The 19050-nt window shown below is 61.1% G+C and carries 16 protein-coding genes; 10 read left to right on the top strand and 6 right to left on the bottom strand.

The genetic code is table 11. The features are described 5' to 3' along the window. The first annotated feature begins 58 nt into the window (after positions 1–58). The 4 genes from C6Y56_RS04825 (at position 59) to C6Y56_RS04810 (ending at position 5088) form a co-directional block, all read left to right on the top strand. Entirely contained in the window at positions 59–1624 is a 1566-nt protein-coding gene (locus C6Y56_RS04825; RefSeq protein ID WP_169428951.1) for an MBOAT family O-acyltransferase, read from the top strand. 10 nt (positions 1625–1634) lie between these two features. Continuing rightward, complete coding sequence (locus tag C6Y56_RS04820; protein ID WP_169428950.1) at positions 1635–2810, top strand: alginate O-acetyltransferase; 1176 nt, start codon at positions 1635–1637, stop codon at positions 2808–2810. Positions 2811–2824: 14 nt separating this feature from the next. Beyond that, positions 2825–3481 (top strand): alginate O-acetyltransferase AlgF, encoded by a 657-nt coding sequence (locus tag C6Y56_RS04815; protein ID WP_085608134.1) that lies wholly within the window; start codon positions 2825–2827, stop codon positions 3479–3481. Positions 3482–3636: 155 nt separating this feature from the next. Beyond that, positions 3637–5088, top strand: a complete 1452-nt coding sequence (locus tag C6Y56_RS04810) for a mannose-1-phosphate guanylyltransferase/mannose-6-phosphate isomerase (RefSeq protein WP_169428949.1) — start codon at positions 3637–3639, stop codon at positions 5086–5088. A gap of 76 nt (positions 5089–5164) precedes the next feature. On the opposite strand, the gene C6Y56_RS04805 is transcribed toward C6Y56_RS04810, so the two are convergent. Continuing rightward, positions 5165–7984: an RHS repeat domain-containing protein gene (locus C6Y56_RS04805; protein WP_249314376.1), complete on the bottom strand. Its 2820-nt coding sequence runs from the start codon at positions 7982–7984 to the stop codon at positions 5165–5167. Positions 7985–8167: 183 nt separating this feature from the next. On the opposite strand from C6Y56_RS04805, the gene C6Y56_RS04800 reads away from it, so the two are divergent. Further along, positions 8168–8632 carry a multidrug transporter gene (locus C6Y56_RS04800; protein WP_169428948.1) on the top strand — a complete coding sequence of 155 codons (465 nt, stop codon included), beginning with the start codon at positions 8168–8170 and terminating at the stop codon, positions 8630–8632. 36 nt (positions 8633–8668) lie between these two features. Continuing rightward, positions 8669–9493 (top strand): SDR family oxidoreductase, encoded by an 825-nt coding sequence (locus C6Y56_RS04795; protein WP_169428947.1) that lies wholly within the window; start codon positions 8669–8671, stop codon positions 9491–9493. A gap of 100 nt (positions 9494–9593) precedes the next feature. Here C6Y56_RS04795 and C6Y56_RS04790 read toward each other — a convergent pair whose 3' ends face one another. Continuing rightward, positions 9594–10475, bottom strand: a complete 882-nt coding sequence (locus C6Y56_RS04790) for a LysR family transcriptional regulator (protein WP_169428946.1) — start codon at positions 10473–10475, stop codon at positions 9594–9596. Positions 10476–10584: 109 nt separating this feature from the next. On the opposite strand from C6Y56_RS04790, the gene C6Y56_RS04785 reads away from it, so the two are divergent. Both C6Y56_RS04785 and C6Y56_RS04780 read left to right on the top strand, forming a co-directional pair. After that, a complete protein-coding gene (locus C6Y56_RS04785) occupies positions 10585–11955 on the top strand; it encodes an MFS transporter (protein ID WP_169428945.1) in 1371 nt (456 codons plus the stop codon). Further along, positions 11952–12350 (top strand): DUF4440 domain-containing protein, encoded by a 399-nt coding sequence (locus C6Y56_RS04780; protein WP_169428944.1) that lies wholly within the window; start codon positions 11952–11954, stop codon positions 12348–12350. The genes C6Y56_RS04785 and C6Y56_RS04780 overlap by 4 nt, the downstream gene beginning before the upstream one ends. A 43-nt stretch (positions 12351–12393) precedes the next feature. Here C6Y56_RS04780 and C6Y56_RS04775 read toward each other — a convergent pair whose 3' ends face one another. From C6Y56_RS04775 to C6Y56_RS04760, 4 genes are all read right to left on the bottom strand, one after another. Continuing rightward, positions 12394–13257 (bottom strand): efflux RND transporter periplasmic adaptor subunit, encoded by an 864-nt coding sequence (locus C6Y56_RS04775; protein WP_085746982.1) that lies wholly within the window; start codon positions 13255–13257, stop codon positions 12394–12396. A 17-nt stretch (positions 13258–13274) separates the two neighbouring features. Beyond that, positions 13275–13475 (bottom strand): DUF1656 domain-containing protein, encoded by a 201-nt coding sequence (locus C6Y56_RS04770; protein ID WP_003221811.1) that lies wholly within the window; start codon positions 13473–13475, stop codon positions 13275–13277. Further along, entirely contained in the window at positions 13465–15657 is a 2193-nt protein-coding gene (locus tag C6Y56_RS04765) for an FUSC family protein (protein ID WP_169428943.1), read from the bottom strand. Before C6Y56_RS04765 ends, C6Y56_RS04770 begins: the two co-directional genes overlap by 11 nt. Before the next feature lie 139 nt (positions 15658–15796). Next, positions 15797–17296, bottom strand: coding sequence for an efflux transporter outer membrane subunit (locus C6Y56_RS04760; RefSeq protein WP_169428942.1), 1500 nt, complete (start codon positions 17294–17296; stop codon positions 15797–15799). A gap of 182 nt (positions 17297–17478) precedes the next feature. Here C6Y56_RS04760 and C6Y56_RS04755 point away from each other — a divergent pair, with 182 nt between their 5' ends. Together C6Y56_RS04755 and C6Y56_RS04750 are read left to right on the top strand one after the other, a co-directional pair. Next, a complete protein-coding gene (locus tag C6Y56_RS04755; RefSeq protein WP_169428941.1) occupies positions 17479–18447 on the top strand; it encodes a LysR family transcriptional regulator in 969 nt (322 codons plus the stop codon). A gap of 141 nt (positions 18448–18588) precedes the next feature. Next, entirely contained in the window at positions 18589–19047 is a 459-nt protein-coding gene (locus tag C6Y56_RS04750; protein WP_169428940.1) for a hypothetical protein, read from the top strand. The last annotated feature ends 3 nt before the right edge of the window (positions 19048–19050 follow it).

Raw genomic sequence — 19050 nt, 5'->3', positions numbered from 1 at the left:
CACGGGGGGTTGGGGGGCTTTGGCCCTTGACTGTTGGTTCAAACATGGAGAGATCGGGATGGTATTTTCATCCAACGTGTTCCTGTTTCTGTTCTTGCCGATCTTTCTCGGCTTGTACTACCTGAGCGGGCAACGCTATCGCAACCTGCTGCTGTTGATCGCCAGCTACGTGTTCTATGCGTGGTGGCGGGTGGACTTCCTGGCGCTGTTCGCCGGCGTCACCCTGTGGAACTACTGGATCGGCCTGAAAGTCGGTGCCGCCGGCGTGCGCAGCAAACCGGCCCAGCGCTGGCTGTTGCTCGGCGTGGCGGTGGACCTGTGCATCCTCGGCTACTTCAAGTACGCCAACTTCGGCGTGGACAGCATCAACGCGATCATGACCTCGTTCGGTCTCGAGCCGTTCATCCTGACCCATGTGCTGCTGCCGATCGGTATCTCGTTCTACATCTTCGAGTCGATCAGCTACATCATCGACGTCTATCGCGGCGACACCCCGGCCACCCGCAACCTGATCGACTTCGCGGCGTTCGTGGCGATCTTCCCGCACCTGATCGCAGGTCCCGTGCTGCGCTTTCGTGACCTGGCCGACCAGTTCAACAACCGCACCCACACCCTCGACAAATTCTCCGAGGGCTGCACGCGGTTCATGCAGGGTTTCATCAAAAAGGTCTTCATCGCCGACACCCTGGCCGTGGTAGCCGACCATTGCTTCGCCCTGCAAAACCCGACCACGGGCGATGCCTGGCTCGGTGCGCTGGCGTACACCGCGCAGCTGTATTTCGACTTCTCCGGTTACAGCGACATGGCCATCGGCCTGGGCCTGATGATGGGTTTCCGCTTCATGGAAAACTTCAAGCAGCCGTACATCAGCCAGTCGATCACCGAGTTCTGGCGCCGCTGGCACATCAGCCTGTCGACCTGGCTGCGTGACTACCTCTACATCACCCTCGGCGGCAACCGCAAAGGCACGCTGATGACCTATCGCAACCTGTTCCTGACCATGCTGCTCGGTGGTCTGTGGCACGGCGCGAACATCACCTACATCGTCTGGGGTGCCTGGCACGGCATGTGGCTGGCGATCGAAAAAATGCTCGGCCTCAACACCGCGCCGCGCAGCCTCAACCCGATCCGCTGGGCGCTGACATTCCTGTTGGTCGTCATGGGCTGGGTGATCTTCCGCGCCGAGAACCTGCACGTCGCCGGCCGCATGTATGGCGCGATGTTCAGTTTCGGCGACTGGTCGCTCTCGGAACTCAACCGCGCCAGCCTGACCGGTCTGCAAGTGGCGACCCTGGTGGTGGCTTACGTGACCCTGGCGTTCTTCGGTCTGCGTGATCTGTACACCAACCAGCCACCGGTGAAGACCAAACCTGCGGTCAACGTCGAAAGCGACGGCCCTGCCGGTGCGCAACCAGGCCTGATCAAGGCAGCGCCTGGCGAAAACCCGGCAAGCATCCACGAGCCTGGCTACACCGTCGGCGTCGAAGCCCAGGTGCAACCGGCGTACTGGACGGCGGACTGGTCGCGCTACGTGATGCGCGGGCTGATCCTGCTGCTGTTCATCGCCTCGATTTTCAAACTCTCGGCGCAAAGCTTCTCGCCGTTCCTTTACTTCCAGTTCTGAGGGATCTGACATGACCCGCTCATTACGCATCTTCTATGTCGCACTGTTTCTGGTGACCCTGCTGGTGCTCGGTCTGTGGTCGGTGCGCAGCTTCTTCGGCTTCAGTACCAACGCCGACGCGACGGTGCTCAACGGCCGCTGGACCAAAGCCGTGGAAACCCACTACGACGATGAATTCCCGATCAAGCGACTGGGCACCAACCTCTGGGCCGCGCTGGATTTCAAACTGTTCAACGAAGGTCGTCCGGGCGTGGTGCTCGGTCGCGATCAGTGGTTGTACAGCGATGAGGAATTCAACCCGATCGTCAACGAAGAGCTGAACCTGCAAGGCAACTACGCGCTGGTCGAAGGCGTGCGCCAGACCCTGAAAGAGAAAGGCGTGAAACTGGTGATGGCGATCGTGCCGGCCAAGGTTCGCCTGTACCCGGAACACCTGGGTGAAGTGAAACCGGCGAGCATCCACGCCAACCTCTATCAGGACTTCCACGCCCGTGTCGCGGCGGACAAGATCCTCGCCCCCGACCTGCTCGGCCCGCTGCAAACGGCCAAGCAGAACGGTCAGCAAGTGTTCCTGCGCACCGACACCCACTGGACCCCGGAAGGCGCGGAAATCGCCGCCAACACCCTGGCCAAAACCATCGCCGACAAGTTCCCGCTCAGCGGCGAGCCGCAGCGTTTCGTCACCACGCCGGCGGAGAAGGTCACGCACAAGGGCGACCTGCGTCTGTTCCTGCCGCTGGATCCGCTGTTCGAAAACCTGATGCCGGCCAAAGAGCCGCTGCAAAAGCGCAATACCGTGGCCGCCACCGAGCAGCCTGCCGGTGACGACGCGCTGTTCGCCAACAGCGAAGTGCCGGTCGCGCTGATCGGCACCAGCTACAGCGCCAACCCCAACTGGAACTTCGTCGGTGCGCTCAAGCAAGCGCTGCACAGCGACGTCGTCAACTACGCAGAAGACGGCCACGGCCCGATCCTGCCGATGCTCAGCTACCTGAAAAGCGATGACTTCAAGAACAGCCCGCCACAGGTGCTGATCTGGGAGTTTCCTGAACGATATCTGCCTGTGAACAACGAAATCGGCGACGCCGACCCGCAGTGGGTCGCAGAGCTTAAACAAGCCGGCGCGCGCCAACAAAACGTAGCTGTAAACACTAAATCCGAGACGCCCGATCGGGCGCAAAACTGAAAGAGAGGTCCACCATGACTTTCACTACAACTCCTCGTCGTCTCGCCAAACGCTTCGCTCTGGTCGCGGGTCTGAGCGTGCTGTCGGTCCAGGCTTTCGCCGGTGGCGACGCTGCGCTGTACGGCCCGACTGCACCGAAAGGCTCGACCTTCGTACGGGTCTACAACGCCAGCAACGCTGAAGTCAGCGCCACTGTCGGCAGCACCAACCTGAGCGACGTTGCGCCACTGGCCAGCAGCGACTTCAGCTTCATGCCGGGTGGTGACTACAGCGCCAAGGTCGGCAGCCAGACCCTGCCGGTCAAACTCGCCGGTGACCACTACTACACCCTGGTCAACAACGCCTCCGGCGCGCCGCAACTGATCGAAGAACCGCCGTTCAAGAACAAGCAGAAATCCCTGGTGCGCGTGCAGAACCTCAGCGACAAGCCGCTGACCCTGAAGACCGCCGACGGCAAGACCGACGTGGTGCCGAACGTGGCCGCCAAGGGCCGTGGCGAGCGTGAAATCAACCCGGTGAAAGTCAGCCTGGCGCTGTACGAGGGCGACAAGAAAGTCGGCGATGTGAAGCCGGTCGCCCTGGAGCGCGGTGAAGCTGCGGTGCTGTACGTCACCGGCAACGGCAGCAACCTGTCGCCAGTCTGGGTGAAACGCCCGGTGTCGACTCGCTAACAAATTTTCCTGAACTGACGCAGTTCCCCCTGTGGGAGCGGGCTTGCTCGCGAAAGCGGTCTGACATTCAACATTGATGTCACTGAAACACCGCCTTCGGGAGCAAGCCCCCTCCCACAAAAGCCCAAACAAATCGATTTTATGGAGTAAACAATATGATTCCGGTGATCTTGTCAGGTGGTAGCGGTTCACGTCTTTGGCCGCTTTCGCGCAAGCAGTTTCCCAAGCAGTTCCTCGCCCTGACCGGCGAACACACGCTGTTCCAGCAAACCCTCGAGCGTCTGGTGTTCGAAGGCATGGACACCCCGATCGTGGTCTGCAACAAGGATCACCGCTTCATCGTCAACGAGCAGTTGGCCAGCCGCAATCTGGAATGCCAGCGCATCCTGATGGAACCGTTCGGCCGCAACACCGCGCCGGCCGTGGCGCTGACCGCGATGATGCTGGTCAATGAAGGTCGCGACGAACTGATGCTGGTACTGCCGGCCGACCACGTCCTCGAAGACCAGAAAGCCCTGCAACGCGCCCTCGCCCTGGCCACCGTCGCCGCTGAAAATGGCGAGATGGTGCTGTTCGGCGTGCCGGCCACCAAACCGGAAACCGGTTACGGCTACATCAAGTCCACCGGTGATTCGCTGCTGCCCGAAGGCGTGAGCCGCGTCTCGCACTTCGTGGAAAAACCCGACGTCAAACGCGCTACCGAGTTCGTCGAGTCCGGCGGTTACTACTGGAACAGCGGCATGTTCCTGTTCCGCGCCAGCCGCTTCCTCGAAGAACTGAAAAAGCACGATCCGGACATCTACGACACCTGCCTGCTGACCCTCGAGCGCAGCCAGCAGGATGCCGACACCGTCACACTGGACGAAGCCACCTTCGCCTGCTGCCCGGACAACTCCATCGACTACTCCGTGATGGAAAAAACCCAGCGCGCCTGCGTGGTGCCGCTGACCGCCGGCTGGAGCGATGTCGGTTGCTGGTCGTCGCTGTGGGAAGTCAACGAGAAGGACGCCAATGGCAACGTCAGCAAGGGCGATGTGGTGATCCAGGACAGCAAGAACTGCATGATCCACGGCAACGGCAAACTGGTGTCAGTGATCGGCCTGGAGAACATCGTGGTGGTCGAAACCAAGGACGCCATGATGATTGCCCACAAGGACAAGGTTCAGGGCGTCAAGCAGATGGTCAACACGCTCAACGAGCAGGGCCGCAGCGAAACCCAGAACCACTGCGAAGTCTACCGTCCGTGGGGCTCCTACGACTCGGTGGACATGGGCGGGCGCTTCCAGGTCAAGCACATCTCGGTCAAGCCGGGCGCATGCCTGTCGCTGCAGATGCACCACCACCGCGCCGAACACTGGATCGTGGTCAGCGGCACTGCCGAAGTGACCTGCGACGAGAACGTGTTCCTGCTCACTGAAAACCAGTCGACCTACATCCCGATCGCCTCGGTGCATCGCCTGCGCAACCCGGGCAAGATCCCGCTGGAAATCATCGAAGTGCAGTCGGGCTCGTATCTGGGCGAAGACGATATCGAGCGCTTCGAAGACATCTACGGTCGCTCCACTCCGATCGAACGCGGCGTGTCGGTGAAAACCATCGCGCAGTAAGCGTTGCGCAAAACAAGAAGCCCCCGTCCAGCCCGCTGCGTCCCCTATCCGCAGCGGGTTGGGCGGGGGCTTTTTTTCAGCCCGTCTTGCGCCTGTCACTCGGAATGACTGCCCGGCTCATGGTTTTCCTGATACGTGTCTGTGGATAAACCGAAACCGATGCATTGGTTTTCTTGAAAAAGCCGGTGCTGCCAGGGCTGTAACGCTCGATTCCGCTGGAGCCTTGAATGGTCTGATAATGGATGTTCCATTGCTGCTGTTTGCGGTCGTACTTCATGAAAGCGAAACCGGTCGTGAGGTTTTCCTGACGGCCCTGATCATCCGGTGCATAACCGTAATCCTGATATTCCATGGCGGCGGCCTGCCCCATTCCGTGGCCTTCGGAGAGATCGTTGTATTGGGCATTTTCCTTTCCGCCTTCCACATGCCGGACACGAAGCACGTTGTCGTTGAGTTGATCCACCGTCAGTGAGCAACCGCTGAAACCGGGGGTAAATACATAGTCCGGCTGAGTGCCTGTCGGATGCAGCGGAATATCGACATAACCACCCTGAGGCGCCCAATAACCGGATACCGCGTTGTTCTGGTCAGGGATCTCGCCATTGGGAATATCGACGATCCGCAAAGCATTGAATTCCCCACTGCCAGCACCGGAATAAGTCATGCGATCCACACTGAAAATAAACTCTGCGCCACCGTTACGGCGGCTCAACTGCGAGACGGTTTCGTTCGAGTAACGTCCGGGAGCGGGGTCCAGCAGTTGGGTACTGACTTCAATCCTGCCCAGCTCACCAACCTCCAGCGCCTTTCGGATGTTGCCAGAGCTGCCTGTAGCGGGCACTCCGCGCCGAGGTGCGCCGCTTTTCACCTCCAGAGCCCCGGCCATCATTCGATCAGCCCCCGTCGCGATAACAGGTTGCCACAATCCGTTGGCCAGCCTTCTACGCGTGACCGCCCCCTCGTCATCGGTGAAGGTGAGCGGATTGTTGCGAACCATTCGGTAGAGGTTGGCACCGTCGCCATGACCGGCAGGGTCCGCACTGGACCAGCGTTGCAGCCATGGGATGTAGTAACGCAGACCAAAGTAGTCGAACCCGGAGGCATCGCGCTCCTTGCCCGAGTAACGAACGAATTTGCAGCTGAATTCGCCGTCCCGCCATGCGCTGGTACCGAAAGGGTGAAACCTTTCGCGGTTGATCATCGCACCGTCAGCGGCGGTTTCCAGACAGACCGAACCCAGATGATCGACATGTTGGTATCGATACCGATTGTTGATTCCCGAAGGTGGCGGGCTTTCCCAATGCTGTACTTGAGCGTTGTCGGCAATGATGACCTGCAACCGTTCGCCGGTGCCGTTGTCGGTGCGCAATTCCAGTCCAGGTAAATAGCGCACATCGGAAACCAGGGTGCGGGCGTTGGTTCGTAATGAGCGGATTTTGCGTACTCGTTGACTGCCAGACGCGTAGAGATAGACCTCTTGGTCGTTGAGCCGGGAGGCACGCTCCACCGGACTGACCGATTGCAGTTGGTTGCGCAGGTTCCAGTTCAGTATCCGCCCCGGTTCCAGCTGCAACAGGTTGCCTCTGCGGTCGTATGCGGCTTCGATTTGAGCGTCGTCGGGAGGTGCGTCGTCATAAGGCAGAGCGCGGTTGCTGTAACTCGCCGGTTGCAGTTTGCGCCCATGACTTTGTGCGCCTGCATGAGTCAGCCTGCGCAGGTTGCCGGAGGGATCATAATCGTAAGTCTGCTGATAGTTACTGACAGCCGCCGGATCGACGCGCCCCATCGAATGTGGGCCCTGACTGGCACTCCCGGCTTCCCAGCCGGACGCCATGATCAACTGATAAAGACTGTCATAGACAAAGCGGCTGACCGGCTCGATGCGCTGGTTGGCGAAGTAACGGATCGGCAGCGCCTTGTCTTCGATACTCAGGACATTGCCAGTCCTGTCGTATCCATAATGCAAGTGTTGCAGCACTCCACCGTGAGTGTCTTCGTCCCGACGGACCATCAGGCGACCGTCTTCGGGCCGATATACGCGGGTGGTCTGCACACCGTTGCCAGCGGTTTCCTGCTCGATACTGCCATAAGCGTTGTAGTGAATATCGCTGATCAGGATCTGTTCAGGCTCACCCTTCAACTGCAAGCGACGCTCGCGCAAGCGGCCATCGACGGTCAGCGCGAATGTATGTCGGTTGTCTCGGGCGTCCGTCTGCTCCAGTACATCGCCGAGCGCACCATGGCGCCACCGCGATGTCGCACCGGCGCCGGGTTCCAGCAGCCGCAGACGATCCGCTTCCAGCTCCGGCCAGTCGGGTGTCAGCGGATCCAGAGTGAAATGGCGGGTGTCTTCGGTGCACTGACCGCTGATTGCAAACCCGTTGAACAGTACGCTGCCCGCCGGATGGTCATGACGAATCAGCTGACCGTACTGGTTTCGCGACTGATCCCCACTGCCGGGACGACCGTAGGTCATGCGCTCGACACAACGCCGAGGCTCGCTTGCCCCTTGTTCGAACATAGCGACCGGTCGCAGCAGGTCATCGTGTTCGATCTGGCGGCGAGTCTGGCGGCTGTCCCAACTGAACACCGTTTGCGCGGCGAGTCCCTTGAGCTCGATTTGCGTGCCGGCATCGACGCTGTCCGAACGAATCGCCGTGGCGTCCAGAGCAAACAGCTGCGCCAGGTTGGCCGGTGTCAGCGGGTCGCCGGTCTGTGACAGCCAAAGCCGCGGATCCCACTGCTTCACCGCACGCCCCGCGAGGTCATGAAGGACGCGGTTGATCCGTGGCTCGACCGGGCCGCCCTCGATGACCCGACAATAGTCGACCGTGCGGACCGTCAGACCGCGCGGGTCGACTGCAGACATCCTCGGCGTATTGATGTGCAAACTCATGGAGCGCGCTCCCCGCGCGACCGGCATGTCTTTCTGCCTCGGGCATCTGAGCAAGCTCAGCGCTCGTTCGGCCACTGTCAGAAATTACAGTTCCGACCAACGGCACCTTCGCTCAATCCGTGAATGTCCATTCCCGCGCCCCTTCGGTAGGATGGTCATCACGAGTTCAAGGAGCGTTCGAACATGTTCATCGGCGTCTTGCTGGTCATCACCTGGCTGATCCTGCTGTTGCGCTACCCGGCCAAGGCCTTGCCGGTGTCGATGGCTGCCGCTGTGGGCCTCGGGCTGGTGGCGATGTGGGTGGTGTGGCTGGACAACCGCGAGGTCAAGCAACTGGCGCGCCTTGAACTGCGCATCGTCTATGCCCCCGAACAATGCCCTGCCGACCGGCCGCTGCTGCTCAAGATGAACAACGGCAACGACGTGCCGCTGACTGAACTGCGCTGGCGCATCGCAGCGTACGCGCCGGGCGACACCGTGAACCTGGCCGACAATCAGTACGCCGCCCCACGCTATCGCGGCCCAGGCGAATTGCAGGCCGGCGGCAATTGGGAAGACTGTTTGCCGCTGCCACCGCTGCGACCCGGTTATCGCCCTCAAACCCTGGAGTTTCGCGCCGAGCGATTGCAGGGTAGTTTCTCCGACTGATCCCCTCCCCCCACACTTTTGCACAAGGAATGCGCCATGCCCGTTGCGTTGATTACCGGTTGTTCCAGCGGCATCGGCCGCGCGCTCGCCGATGCCTTCAAAAGCGCCGGGTACGAGGTCTGGGCCAGTGCACGCAAGGCTGAAGATGTCGCGGCGCTCAGCGCAGCCGGGTTCACGGCGGTGCAGCTCGACGTCAATGACAACGCAGCGCTGGAACAACTCGCCGAGCGGATCAACCAGCAACACGGCGGCCTCGACGTGCTGATCAACAATGCCGGTTACGGCGCCATGGGCCCGCTGCTCGACGGCGGTGTTGCGGCCATGCAGCGCCAGTTCGAAACCAACGTGTTTTCGATTGTCGGCGTGACCCGCGCGCTGTTCCCGGTGCTGCGCCGGGCCAAGGGCCTGGTGGTGAATGTCGGCAGTGTTTCCGGGGTGCTGGTCACGCCATTTGCCGGCGCCTATTGCGCGTCGAAAGCGGCGGTGCATGCGCTGAGTGATGCGTTGCGCATGGAGCTGGCGCCGTTCGGCATTCGCGTGATGGAAGTGCAGCCGGGGGCGATTCAATCGAGCTTCGCCAAGAATGCCGGGCATGAGGCCGAACAACTGATCAACGAACAATCGCCGTGGTTTCCGTTACGCGAAGGCATTCGGGCGCGGGCCAAGGCCTCGCAGGACAAACCGACCCCGGCCAGCGACTTCGCCGCCGAGTTGCTCAAGGCTGTGCAGCAGAGCAAGCCACCGCGACTGATCCGCATCGGCAATGGCAGCCGGGCATTGCCGTTGCTGGCGACTTTGCTGCCGAAAGGGTTGCTGGAATTAACGTTGATGAAGCGCTTCGGCTTACGCGCAAAGCTCTGAGACCGAGTTGACGCTTTCGCGAGCAAGCCCGCTCCCACAGGGGAATGCATTCCAAATGTGGGAGCGGGCTTGCTCGCGAAGAGGCCAGGCCAGCCAACACTCAGCCCCAGCCCTTCATGAAATCAATGAACGCCCGCACCTTCAGCGGCAGGTGCCGGGTGTCCGGGTACAGTGCGTAAACGCCTTGCTGGGCGAAGCGGTAATCCGGCAACAAGCGCTGTAATCGCCCGGCGTCGAGGTCTTCCTGAATCAGCCATTGCGGCAAAATCGCCACGCCTTGCCCGGTCAGTGCAAAGGCGCGCAGGGTCGCCGAGTTGTCGGCGACGATGGCGGTGGTTCCCGGTTTTGGCTGATAGATATGCTCGGTGCCGGCCGGGTCGCTGACCGTCATTTCCGGCACTCGCCCATGCCCCAGCGTCGGCATCGACTCCAGCACCGCCAGCGTATCGACCGGCACAAATCGCTCGACCAGCCCCGACGCCGCCACGGCAAATACCTCGAACGTCGACAACTGCACTGCCCGCAGATTGGAGTCGTGCATGCGGCCCAGGCGGATCGCCATGTCAAAGCGTTCGGAGATCAGATCGGCATGGGTCGAAGATGTGGACAAGTGAATGTTCAGTTGCGGCTGCTGCTGACGAAACACTTCCAGCGCCGGCACCACCTGAGCCAGCGCGAACTCCACGGTCGTGGTGATGCGCAGGGTGCCCTTGAGCTGCGAGTGCTCTGAACGTGCTTCCTCGATCGCAAGCCGCGCTTCGTCCAGCGTGCGCAGGCAGCGCCGATAAAAACGTTCGCCGGCATCGGTCAGGGCCAGTTGCCGGGTGTTGCGGGTGAGCAAGGTGACGCCCAACTCTTCTTCCAAGCGCTTGAGGTTGAAGCTCACCACCGCCCGCGTTTGCCCCAACGTGTCGGCAGCGGCGGTCAGCGAGCCGGCCTCGACCACGGCTTTGAAGGTATCGAATCGATCCAGGCTGACCATGTTCACAGCGCTCCCTGTCAAAATAATTTTGACAAACTAGCAGCCAAACCAGCGTATTTCTATTGCCATCAGCGCACTACCCTGCACGCCTCATCACAGGAAAGCTGCCATGGCCTATCGCTCGAAAGTCGCGCTGGTGTATCTGATGGGGTTCGCCCTCGACCTGCTGAACATGTTCGCCGCCAGCATTGCCTACCCGGACATTGCCGCACAGCTGCACGCCTCGGTAACGCAACTGGCCTGGATCACCAACGCCTACATGCTCGGGCTGACGCTGATCATTCCGTTGAGCGTGTGGCTGGCTGCACGGGTGGGCGAGCGGCGGCTGATCCTCGGTTCGCTTTTGCTGTTCGGGATCGCCTCCGGACTCATCGCTCAGGCGAGCTCGATTGAAAGCCTGATCGGCTGGCGACTGCTGCAAGGACTGGGTGGCGGGTTGCTGCTTCCGGTCGGTCAGGCCTTGGCCTATCGAGAGTTTCCGACGACACAACGCGCGCACTTCACCGGTGTGGTTTTGCTGGTGACGTTGATGGTGCCGGCCCTGTCGCCGGCGGCGGGTGGCTTGATCGTCGAGGCGTTGTCGTGGCGCTGGATTTTCTACCTGAACATGCCGGTGGCACTTTTCGCTTTCGGTCTGGGCCTGCTCTGGTTGAAAGCGGATCAGGCAACAAGCACACGCCCGACACTGGACGCTCGCGGCCTGCTGCTGGCCGTTTCCGCGCTGAGTCTGTTGTTGATTGCCGTGAGTCTCGCGAGTGCGCCCGCAACCCGACATCTCGCGGGCGGTGTGCTGCTGCTCAGCGTCATCACCTTGTGGATCTACCTGCGAGATGGCTGGAACAGACCGGGTGCAGTCCTTGATCTGCAATTGATCAAGAACCCGTCATTGCGCCTGGCGATGCTGATCTATCTGTTTGTGCCCGGCATCTTTACCGGCACCAACATGATTGCCGTGTTGTATCTGCACGACCTCGGTTTCGGTGCAGCGCAAACCGGGGCGCTGATGCTGGCCTGGGCGGCGGCCTCGGGCGTGGCGATCATGCTTGGCAAACGCAGCTTCAACCGGACCGGTCCCAGGCCGTTGCTGATTGTCGGCATGCTGCTGCAATGCCTTGGCATCGTCGTGCTGATGCAGATCGATCAACCCGCCAGCGGCCCGTTGATCCTCGCCTATGCCCTGATGGGATTGGGCGGCAGTCTGTGCAGCGTCACCGCGCAGACCCTGGCATTTGTCGGCATCACGCCGGAAAAAATGGGCCACTCCAGCGCCCTGTGGAACATCAACCGCCAGCTCGGTTTCTGCCTCGGCGCAGCGCTGCTCAGTTCATTGCTGGGTGCCTTGGGTGCCAACGGATTCAAGTACTGCTTTCTCGCCGCTGCACTGCTCACGCTGTTGCCGATGGCCGCCGTACTGCGTTTCGACTCGACAAAAGTGCTAGCCCTTCTGCGCTCACCTCACCTTCAGGAAAAATCCACATGACTGACTACACCGACTATTTTGACGAAGTGATCCGGGCCCATGAGGCCATCGAACGATGGTTTGCCGTGGAGGAAGAAGAGGCAACGCTTGAACGATTGCTGGCGCGTTTTTCGCCACGGTTTTCCATGGTGACGCCGCTGGGGCGCGTGCTGGATTTCGAGGCCTTGCGTGCGCTGTTTCAAACGGTGGGCGGCAAGAGGAGCGGGTTCAGGATCGAGCTCGACGAGCTTCGCGGGATTGCTTTGCATGAACGCGGCGCGACGGTGAGTTATCGCGAACAGCAGACCGATGCGAGCGGATTGCACACGGATCGACGTTCAACTGTGGTGTTTGAAAAAACCGAATCCGGACGGGTGATCTGGCGGCATCTGCACGAAACGTTTTGCCAGGACTGACACCGTCGGTTATGGCGAGGAAGCCTGCTCCCTCGCCAAAGGATTACTCGGCAGCGTCCTGCTTCACCACCACCGTGCAGGTAATCCCCGCCGCCAGCAGCACACCCTCCGGCACTTCATCGATGTGAATCCGCACCGGTACCCGTTGCGCCAGGCGCACCCAGTTGAAGGTCGGGTTCACATCGGCGATCAGCTCGCGGCTTTCCGGGTTGTCGCGGTCGTAGATGCCGCGGGAAATGCTCTCCACGTGGCCCTTGAGGACTTCGCCGCTCATCAGTTGCATGTCGGCTTTGTCGCCGACGCGCACGTGAGGTAGTTTGGTTTCTTCGAAGAAGCCGTAGACCCAGAACGAATTCATGTCGACCACGGCCATTTTCGCTTCGCCGATACGGGCGTAGTCGCCGCGATGGACATTGAGGTTGGTCACGTAGCCGTCCACCGCCGCCCGCACTTCGGTGCGTTTGAGGTTGAGTTCGGCGGCTTCCAGTTGCGCCTGGGCCTGTTGGTAATCGGCCAGTGCGGAGTCGGCGATGTTGCTGGCGTCGTCGCGGTTTTCCTTGGAGATCACCAGGTTGTCGAGGTCAGCGCGGCGGTGAGCGTTGACCTTGCGCATCTCCCACGTGGCCTTGCGCGAAGCCACCAGCGACTGCGCCTGTTTCACCGCCAGGCGATAGTGTTCGGGGTCGATCTGCATCAGCAGATCACCTTTTTTCACCAACTGGTTGTCACGTACCGGCACGTCCACCACTTCACCGGTGACGTCAGCGGCGACGTTGATGATGTCGGCGCGCACCCGGCCGTCGCGGGTCCACGGGGTGTTCATGTAGTGCTCCCACAACGTACGGCCGATCCACAACGCCAGGGCCAGCACCAGCAGGGTCGCGAGCAGGCTGAAAAACTTTTTCATCGGGACAATTCTCAGACTCAACGGTAGACGGTCAGCGCCATCGCGCCGAACAGACAGGTAAACAGGCTCAGGCGCAGCAGCGCCGGGTGCCAGAAGAAGCGGTACAGATCGAACCCCGAAAGGAACCGGTCCAGCGCCCAGGCCAGTGCCGCGGCGACGAAAAACATCAAGGTCATGGTCGGCATGTACACGCCGTGGAAGGCGATTTCACGAGGCATGGGCAAGTCCTTCGGGCTTGGCGACGGCATAGGCAGCAAGGGGTGATTGCGGGTCGAGCAACGAGGTGCGGATGAAGTGCAGATAGCTTTTCACCCGCCGCAGCGCCGAGGTATCGAAGTGCGGGGCGAACGGTTCATCGGTAGCGGCGACCCGGCTGATCGCGTGATCGACGGCGACCAGGGCGCGCTCCAGATTGCTTGAATTCGGTTGCAGGAACAGCCGCACCAGCGAGCGCCCCATGACCCGGATTGCCTGCCGCCACGGTTGCGATTCGGCATACGCCGGGTGCACCGGCAGGATCGCCTGTTCCTTGCGCAACTCGATGATCGCGTGACCGACTTCCAGCACCACGAACATCCAGCGCAGCAGGTTTTTCTGCACCTGCGGCTGACCGGCCGCCAGGCCGTAAGCCTGATGCATCAAGTCGCGGGTACGGCTTTCGAAACTCGACGCCAGGCCCTTGAGTTTGCCGCTGATCGCGTACACCACTTGCCCGCGCAGATCCTGCTCCAGGCGTCGCCACAACCAGCGGCTGTTCGGCGGCAGAATGATTGCGCCCGCCGCCGCGCAGACCAGCATGCCCATGACCATGGCGATGTAGTCGTTGATGAAGGTGTACGGGTTGTAGATCGTCAGGTTGTCCGGCACCGAACCGGTGCTGAAGAAGATCAGCAGACCGAGACCGACACCGGCGTATTGCGGTCGCGAAGCGAGGAACGAGCCGAGCACGATCACCGGTGCGAGCATCACACACAGCAACGGGAAACCATCGATCCACGGGAAGATGAAAAACATCTCGACGAAGCCGATCAACGCCCCGAGGAATGTGCCGCAGGCCATCTGGAACGCCATGCGTTTCGGGTTCGGCGTGGCGGCGGACAGGCCCACGGTGGCAGCGGCGATCAGGGTCATGGTCGCGCCGCTCGGCCACGCGGTGGCGACCCAGTAACTGCCGAGTACGACGAGGATAAACGCGGCTCGAATCCCTGAAGCCGCGGCCGCCCACCAACTGGTTTGCGGGGTGAACGGTTCGTCCCAGCGTTCGCGCTCGTGGCTGTGATCGGCCAGCGAGGCGTGGGTCTGTGCATAACCGTGCAGGTCATCGACGAAGCGATAGAGCAATTCGTACGCGGTGTGGAAATCCAGCAGCTCGGCGTCGCTCGGATCGCTCTCTTGGAAGGCCGCCCGCAGACTGCGCACCCGCGCCGGCAACCCTTCCTTGTAAGCGGTCAGCGCCGTTACCAGACGCGCCGCATCCGGGCTGGTCAGGGCGCGGCCGCTGAAGCCGTCGAGCACTTCGGCCAGATCCTGCAGACCCGGTTTGATCGCTGCCTCCACATGGTCGGCACCGTTGCGGCGCAGGCGTTCGAGCAACTGATGCAAGGCGTTGAAACGGGTGGTGATACCCATGAATTCGCTGTTCAGGCGACTGAGCCGACCGTTACGGCGACGCATGTGCGGGTCTTCAAACACGGTCACGCTGCGCAGCCCTTCCAGCCCCACCGCTTCAGCGATGAAGCGCACGTTGCTGGCCTCGAACGCCTCCGGTTTGCTGCGCCCGCGCAAGCCGTCGGTGACGAACAACGCGAACACACCGAAGCGCTGATACAAGGCGTTGCGCATGGCTGCGCTGGCGGTCTGCGGCAGGATCGCGGCGCTGACCAGGGTTGAGCAGAGAATCCCCAACGAAATTTCCAGCACCCGCCACACCGCCGCCATGAACGCGCCGTCAGGATGCGCCAGTGCCGGCAGGCCGACCATCGCGGCGGTGTACCCGGCCAGCACAAAACCGTAGGCGCGGAAGTTGCGGCAACGAGCGGCGCCGGCCGAGCAGATCCCGACCCAGATCGCCAGCGAGCCGAGGAACAGTTCAGTGTTCTGGGCGAACAAGGAAATCAGCGTGACCATCATCGCCGACCCGGCCAGAGTGCCGAGGAAGCGATAGAAACTCTTGGCGAACACCTGGCCGCTCTGCGGCTGCATGACGATGAACACGGTGATCATCGCCGTGCGCGGCTGCGGCAGCTCCAGGCGCATCGCCAGCCACAGGGTCAGGAATGCGGCGATCAACACCTTGAAGATGTAGACCCAGGTCACGCCGTCGCTGCGTGCCCAGTCGAAGAAACCCCGGCGCCATTCCAGGGAGTAGAGCCAGCGCAAAGGTGCGGGCAGGTGAGTCATTTGGTCTTGCTCAAAAAGTCAGTCGAACCGGAGAAACTGTGGGAGCGGGCTTGCTCGCGAATGCGCTGTGTCAGACAACAAATGGGCTGTCTGACACTCCCTCTTCGCGAGCAAGCCCGCTCCCACAGGGGTTGTGTGTTCAACGCAGGAGGGCCGGGGTTTTCGGTGCGGCGGTCTGCTCAAAAGTCGGGACGTCTTTACCCGCACCAAGGCCGCCGCCCAATGCCGTCACCAGTTCCGCATGGGCACTCAAGCGCGCCGCCTGCACCTGCTGCTGCACTTGCTGCTGCTTGAACAGCAGGGTCTGCGCATTGAGCACGTTGAGGTAATCGGTGAGCCCGCGCTGGTAGGCGATCATTGCGATGTCGTAAGTCTTCTGCGCCGTAGCCACCGATTCGGCGGCGAACGTCTGCTGCTTGTCCATCGACTCGCGGCGGATCAACTGATCCGAGATGTTCTTCAGCGCATTGACCAGGGTCTGGTTGTAATGCGCCACGGCGATGTCATAACCCGCTGACGCTTCACCGAGTTCGGCACGCAGTCGACCACCGTCAAAGATCGGCAGCGAGATCGCCGGCCCGACGTTGTAGTTGAGCTTCTTGCCGGTCAGAAACTCCAGCGCCCCGCCACCGGTGGCCATGTAGCCGAGGCTGCCGACCAGATCGACGTTGGGGTAGAACCCGGCGTGCGCCACATCGATCCCGCGAGCCTGCGCCGCCACTTGCCAGCGACTGGCGACCACGTCCGGACGCTGGCCGAGCAGTTCGGCAGGCAGTGCCGACGGTAACTTCAGCGCCGCACCGAGGGACAGGGTCGGCCGTTGCAACTGCGCGCCAGCGCCCGGCCCTTTGCCGGCCAGTGCAGCGATCTGGTTGCGGCTCAGGGCGATTTCTTCGTCCAGCGCATCCAGTTGCCGATGGGTTTCCGGCAGCGGGGTTTCGGCCTGGCTGACTTCGAAGTGGGTGCCGATCCCGCCGTCCAGACGTTTCTGTGCCAGCTCGAGAATCTGCTGTTGCTGCTTGAGCGTCGCCGCGACGATGTCGCGCTGGGCGTAGTGCAGTGACAGTTCGATGTAGGCGCGCACGATGTTGTTCTGCAATTCGAGCTGCGCCTGACGCGCCTCGGCAGCGCTCATGTGCGCCAGATCGACGGCCCGCTCGGTGCTGTTGCTTTCACGGCCCCAGAGGTCGAGGGCGTAACTGAAACCCAGCGCGGCGTTGTTGTCCCAGGTGGTGCTGTTGGCCAGCTCACCGGGACCGTAGAACTGGTCGGTCGGCCAGTTGTGGCGCTTGAGGGTCGACTCGCCATTGATCTGCAACGACTCGGCGGCTTCGGCGACACCGGCCATGGATCTCGCCTGACGCACTCGCGCGGCGGCCATCGCCATCGTCGGGCTGCCTTGCACGGCCAGGTCGATCCAGCGGTTGAGTTGCGGGTCGCCATAGGCCTGCCACCATTGGGCGGTGGGCCAGTTTGCGTCACGGGCGGCGTGGGCGATGGCCTCGTCGGTGGCCAGTTCATTGGCCTCCAGAGCCTTGCCCTGCGGAGCAATGCCTCCGGTTCCGATGCAGCCGCTGAGACCTAACGAAATAGCCAGAACACTGAGCGATAAAAGCGCTCTGTTGATGCGACGCGGCACTGCTGCGAATTCCTGAGGTGGGGGATGTTTCGAGGTGTGCGCAATTCTAGGGGGCGCCCTGAACGGCGATAAGCTGGGTTTTCTGCGAATCTTTGTTACGGTTAACGAGATAATCCCTTGGTCGGGGGTCTCAGCCCCTGAAACTTCGTGTCACAATTTGCCATCTCCCTTGAGAGCACCCCATGGACACTTTGCAAAACATGCGCGCCTTCAGTTGTGTGGCCGAAGCGGGCAGCTTCACCGCCGCGGCCGTGCAACTCGACACCACCACCGCCAACGTCTCGCGCGCGGTCTCCAACCTTGAGGCCCACCTGCAAACCCGCCTGCTGAACCGCACGACCCGGCGCATCGCCCTCACCGAAGCCGGCAAGCGCTACCTGCTGCGCTGCGAGCAGATCCTCGCCTACGTCGAAGAGGCCGAAGCCGAAGCCAGCGAGGCCCACGCCCGCCCGGCCGGACAATTGAAAGTGCACACCATGACCGGCATCGGCCAGCACTTCGTGATCGACGCCATCGCCCGCTATCGCAAGACCCACCCGGACGTGACCTTCGACCTGACCATGGCCAACCGCGTGCCGGACCTGCTCGACGAAGGCTACGACGTGTCCATCGTCCTGGCCCGCGAACTGCCGGATTCGGGTTTCGTTTCGCAACGCCTGGGCATCACCTACAGCATCGTCTGCGCCTCCCCGGCCTATGTGAAGGCAAACGGCTGCGCACAAAAACCCAGTGACCTGCTGAACCACGCCTGCCTGCGCCTGGTGAGCCCGGTGATCCCCCTGGAAAAATGGGCTTTCGACGGCCCTGAAGGCCAGGAAATGGTCACCATCAACAGCTCCCCCTTCCTGGTGAACTCCGCCGACGCGATGAAAACCGCGATCACCAGCGGCATGGGGGTGGGTGTGTTGCCGGTGTATGCGGCGATCGAAGGCTTGCGCAACGGCACACTGGTGCGAGTGATGCCGAACTACCGCTCGCAAGAGCTGAACCTGTATGCGATCTACCCCTCGCGGCAATATCTGGATGCGAAGATCAAGACGTGGGTTGAGTACTTGCGTGGTTCGTTGCCGGAGATTCTGGCGGGGCATCAGGCGGAATTGGCGGCTTATGAAATGAGTGGGAGTATCGCGGGGGTGCGGGTGGCCAACTGATTCATGGCCACACGATATGAAATGGTAGCCCGACTATAGCAATTTGTTCTGAAAAACTGTCATTTATGACAGTGGTCAAAAAACTCCTTCGAATTAAAGCTCTGTGACGTCAGTTCACAGTTCATTCGAAGGAGCACTACCATGTTCGCTGATATCAAAACAGTTGCAGACGTTGGCACACTTGACGCCAAGATTCATGGTTTCAAGTTTCCCGATTTCGAAGGTCGCGTCACGTTCTTCTTCGATGGCAGTTCCATTGGGGGAATTTACTTAATTTCCAAGCAGGAAATCAGCGATACCGAATGGAATGAATTCAGCCTCGTGGTATCTCCGGACATCCAAGCTAAACGCTATGAGCTGCCCAACGCTGCCGTTCCTATCGTCCCTAACTTTCGAGAAGTGTGGATTGATGAGCACGGTGAAACGTACAGCAGGAACTACGTGACCGACCAGAAATCAGGACATTTCACTGTCGAAAAAATTGATATCAAAACAGGTGAATTCAAAGCAGAGTTCAACGTCGGTATTCGGGATGAAGGCAAACGCCATCAGGCAGTTGGCAAAATCAATGTCACTGGATGGAGTGAGGTAAAAAATTAATAC

The organism is Pseudomonas fluorescens, assembly GCF_012974785.1.
In the GTDB taxonomy this organism is placed as follows: domain Bacteria; phylum Pseudomonadota; class Gammaproteobacteria; order Pseudomonadales; family Pseudomonadaceae; genus Aquipseudomonas; species Aquipseudomonas fluorescens_BT.
This window is presented reverse-complemented; position numbering and strand designations above follow the sequence as displayed.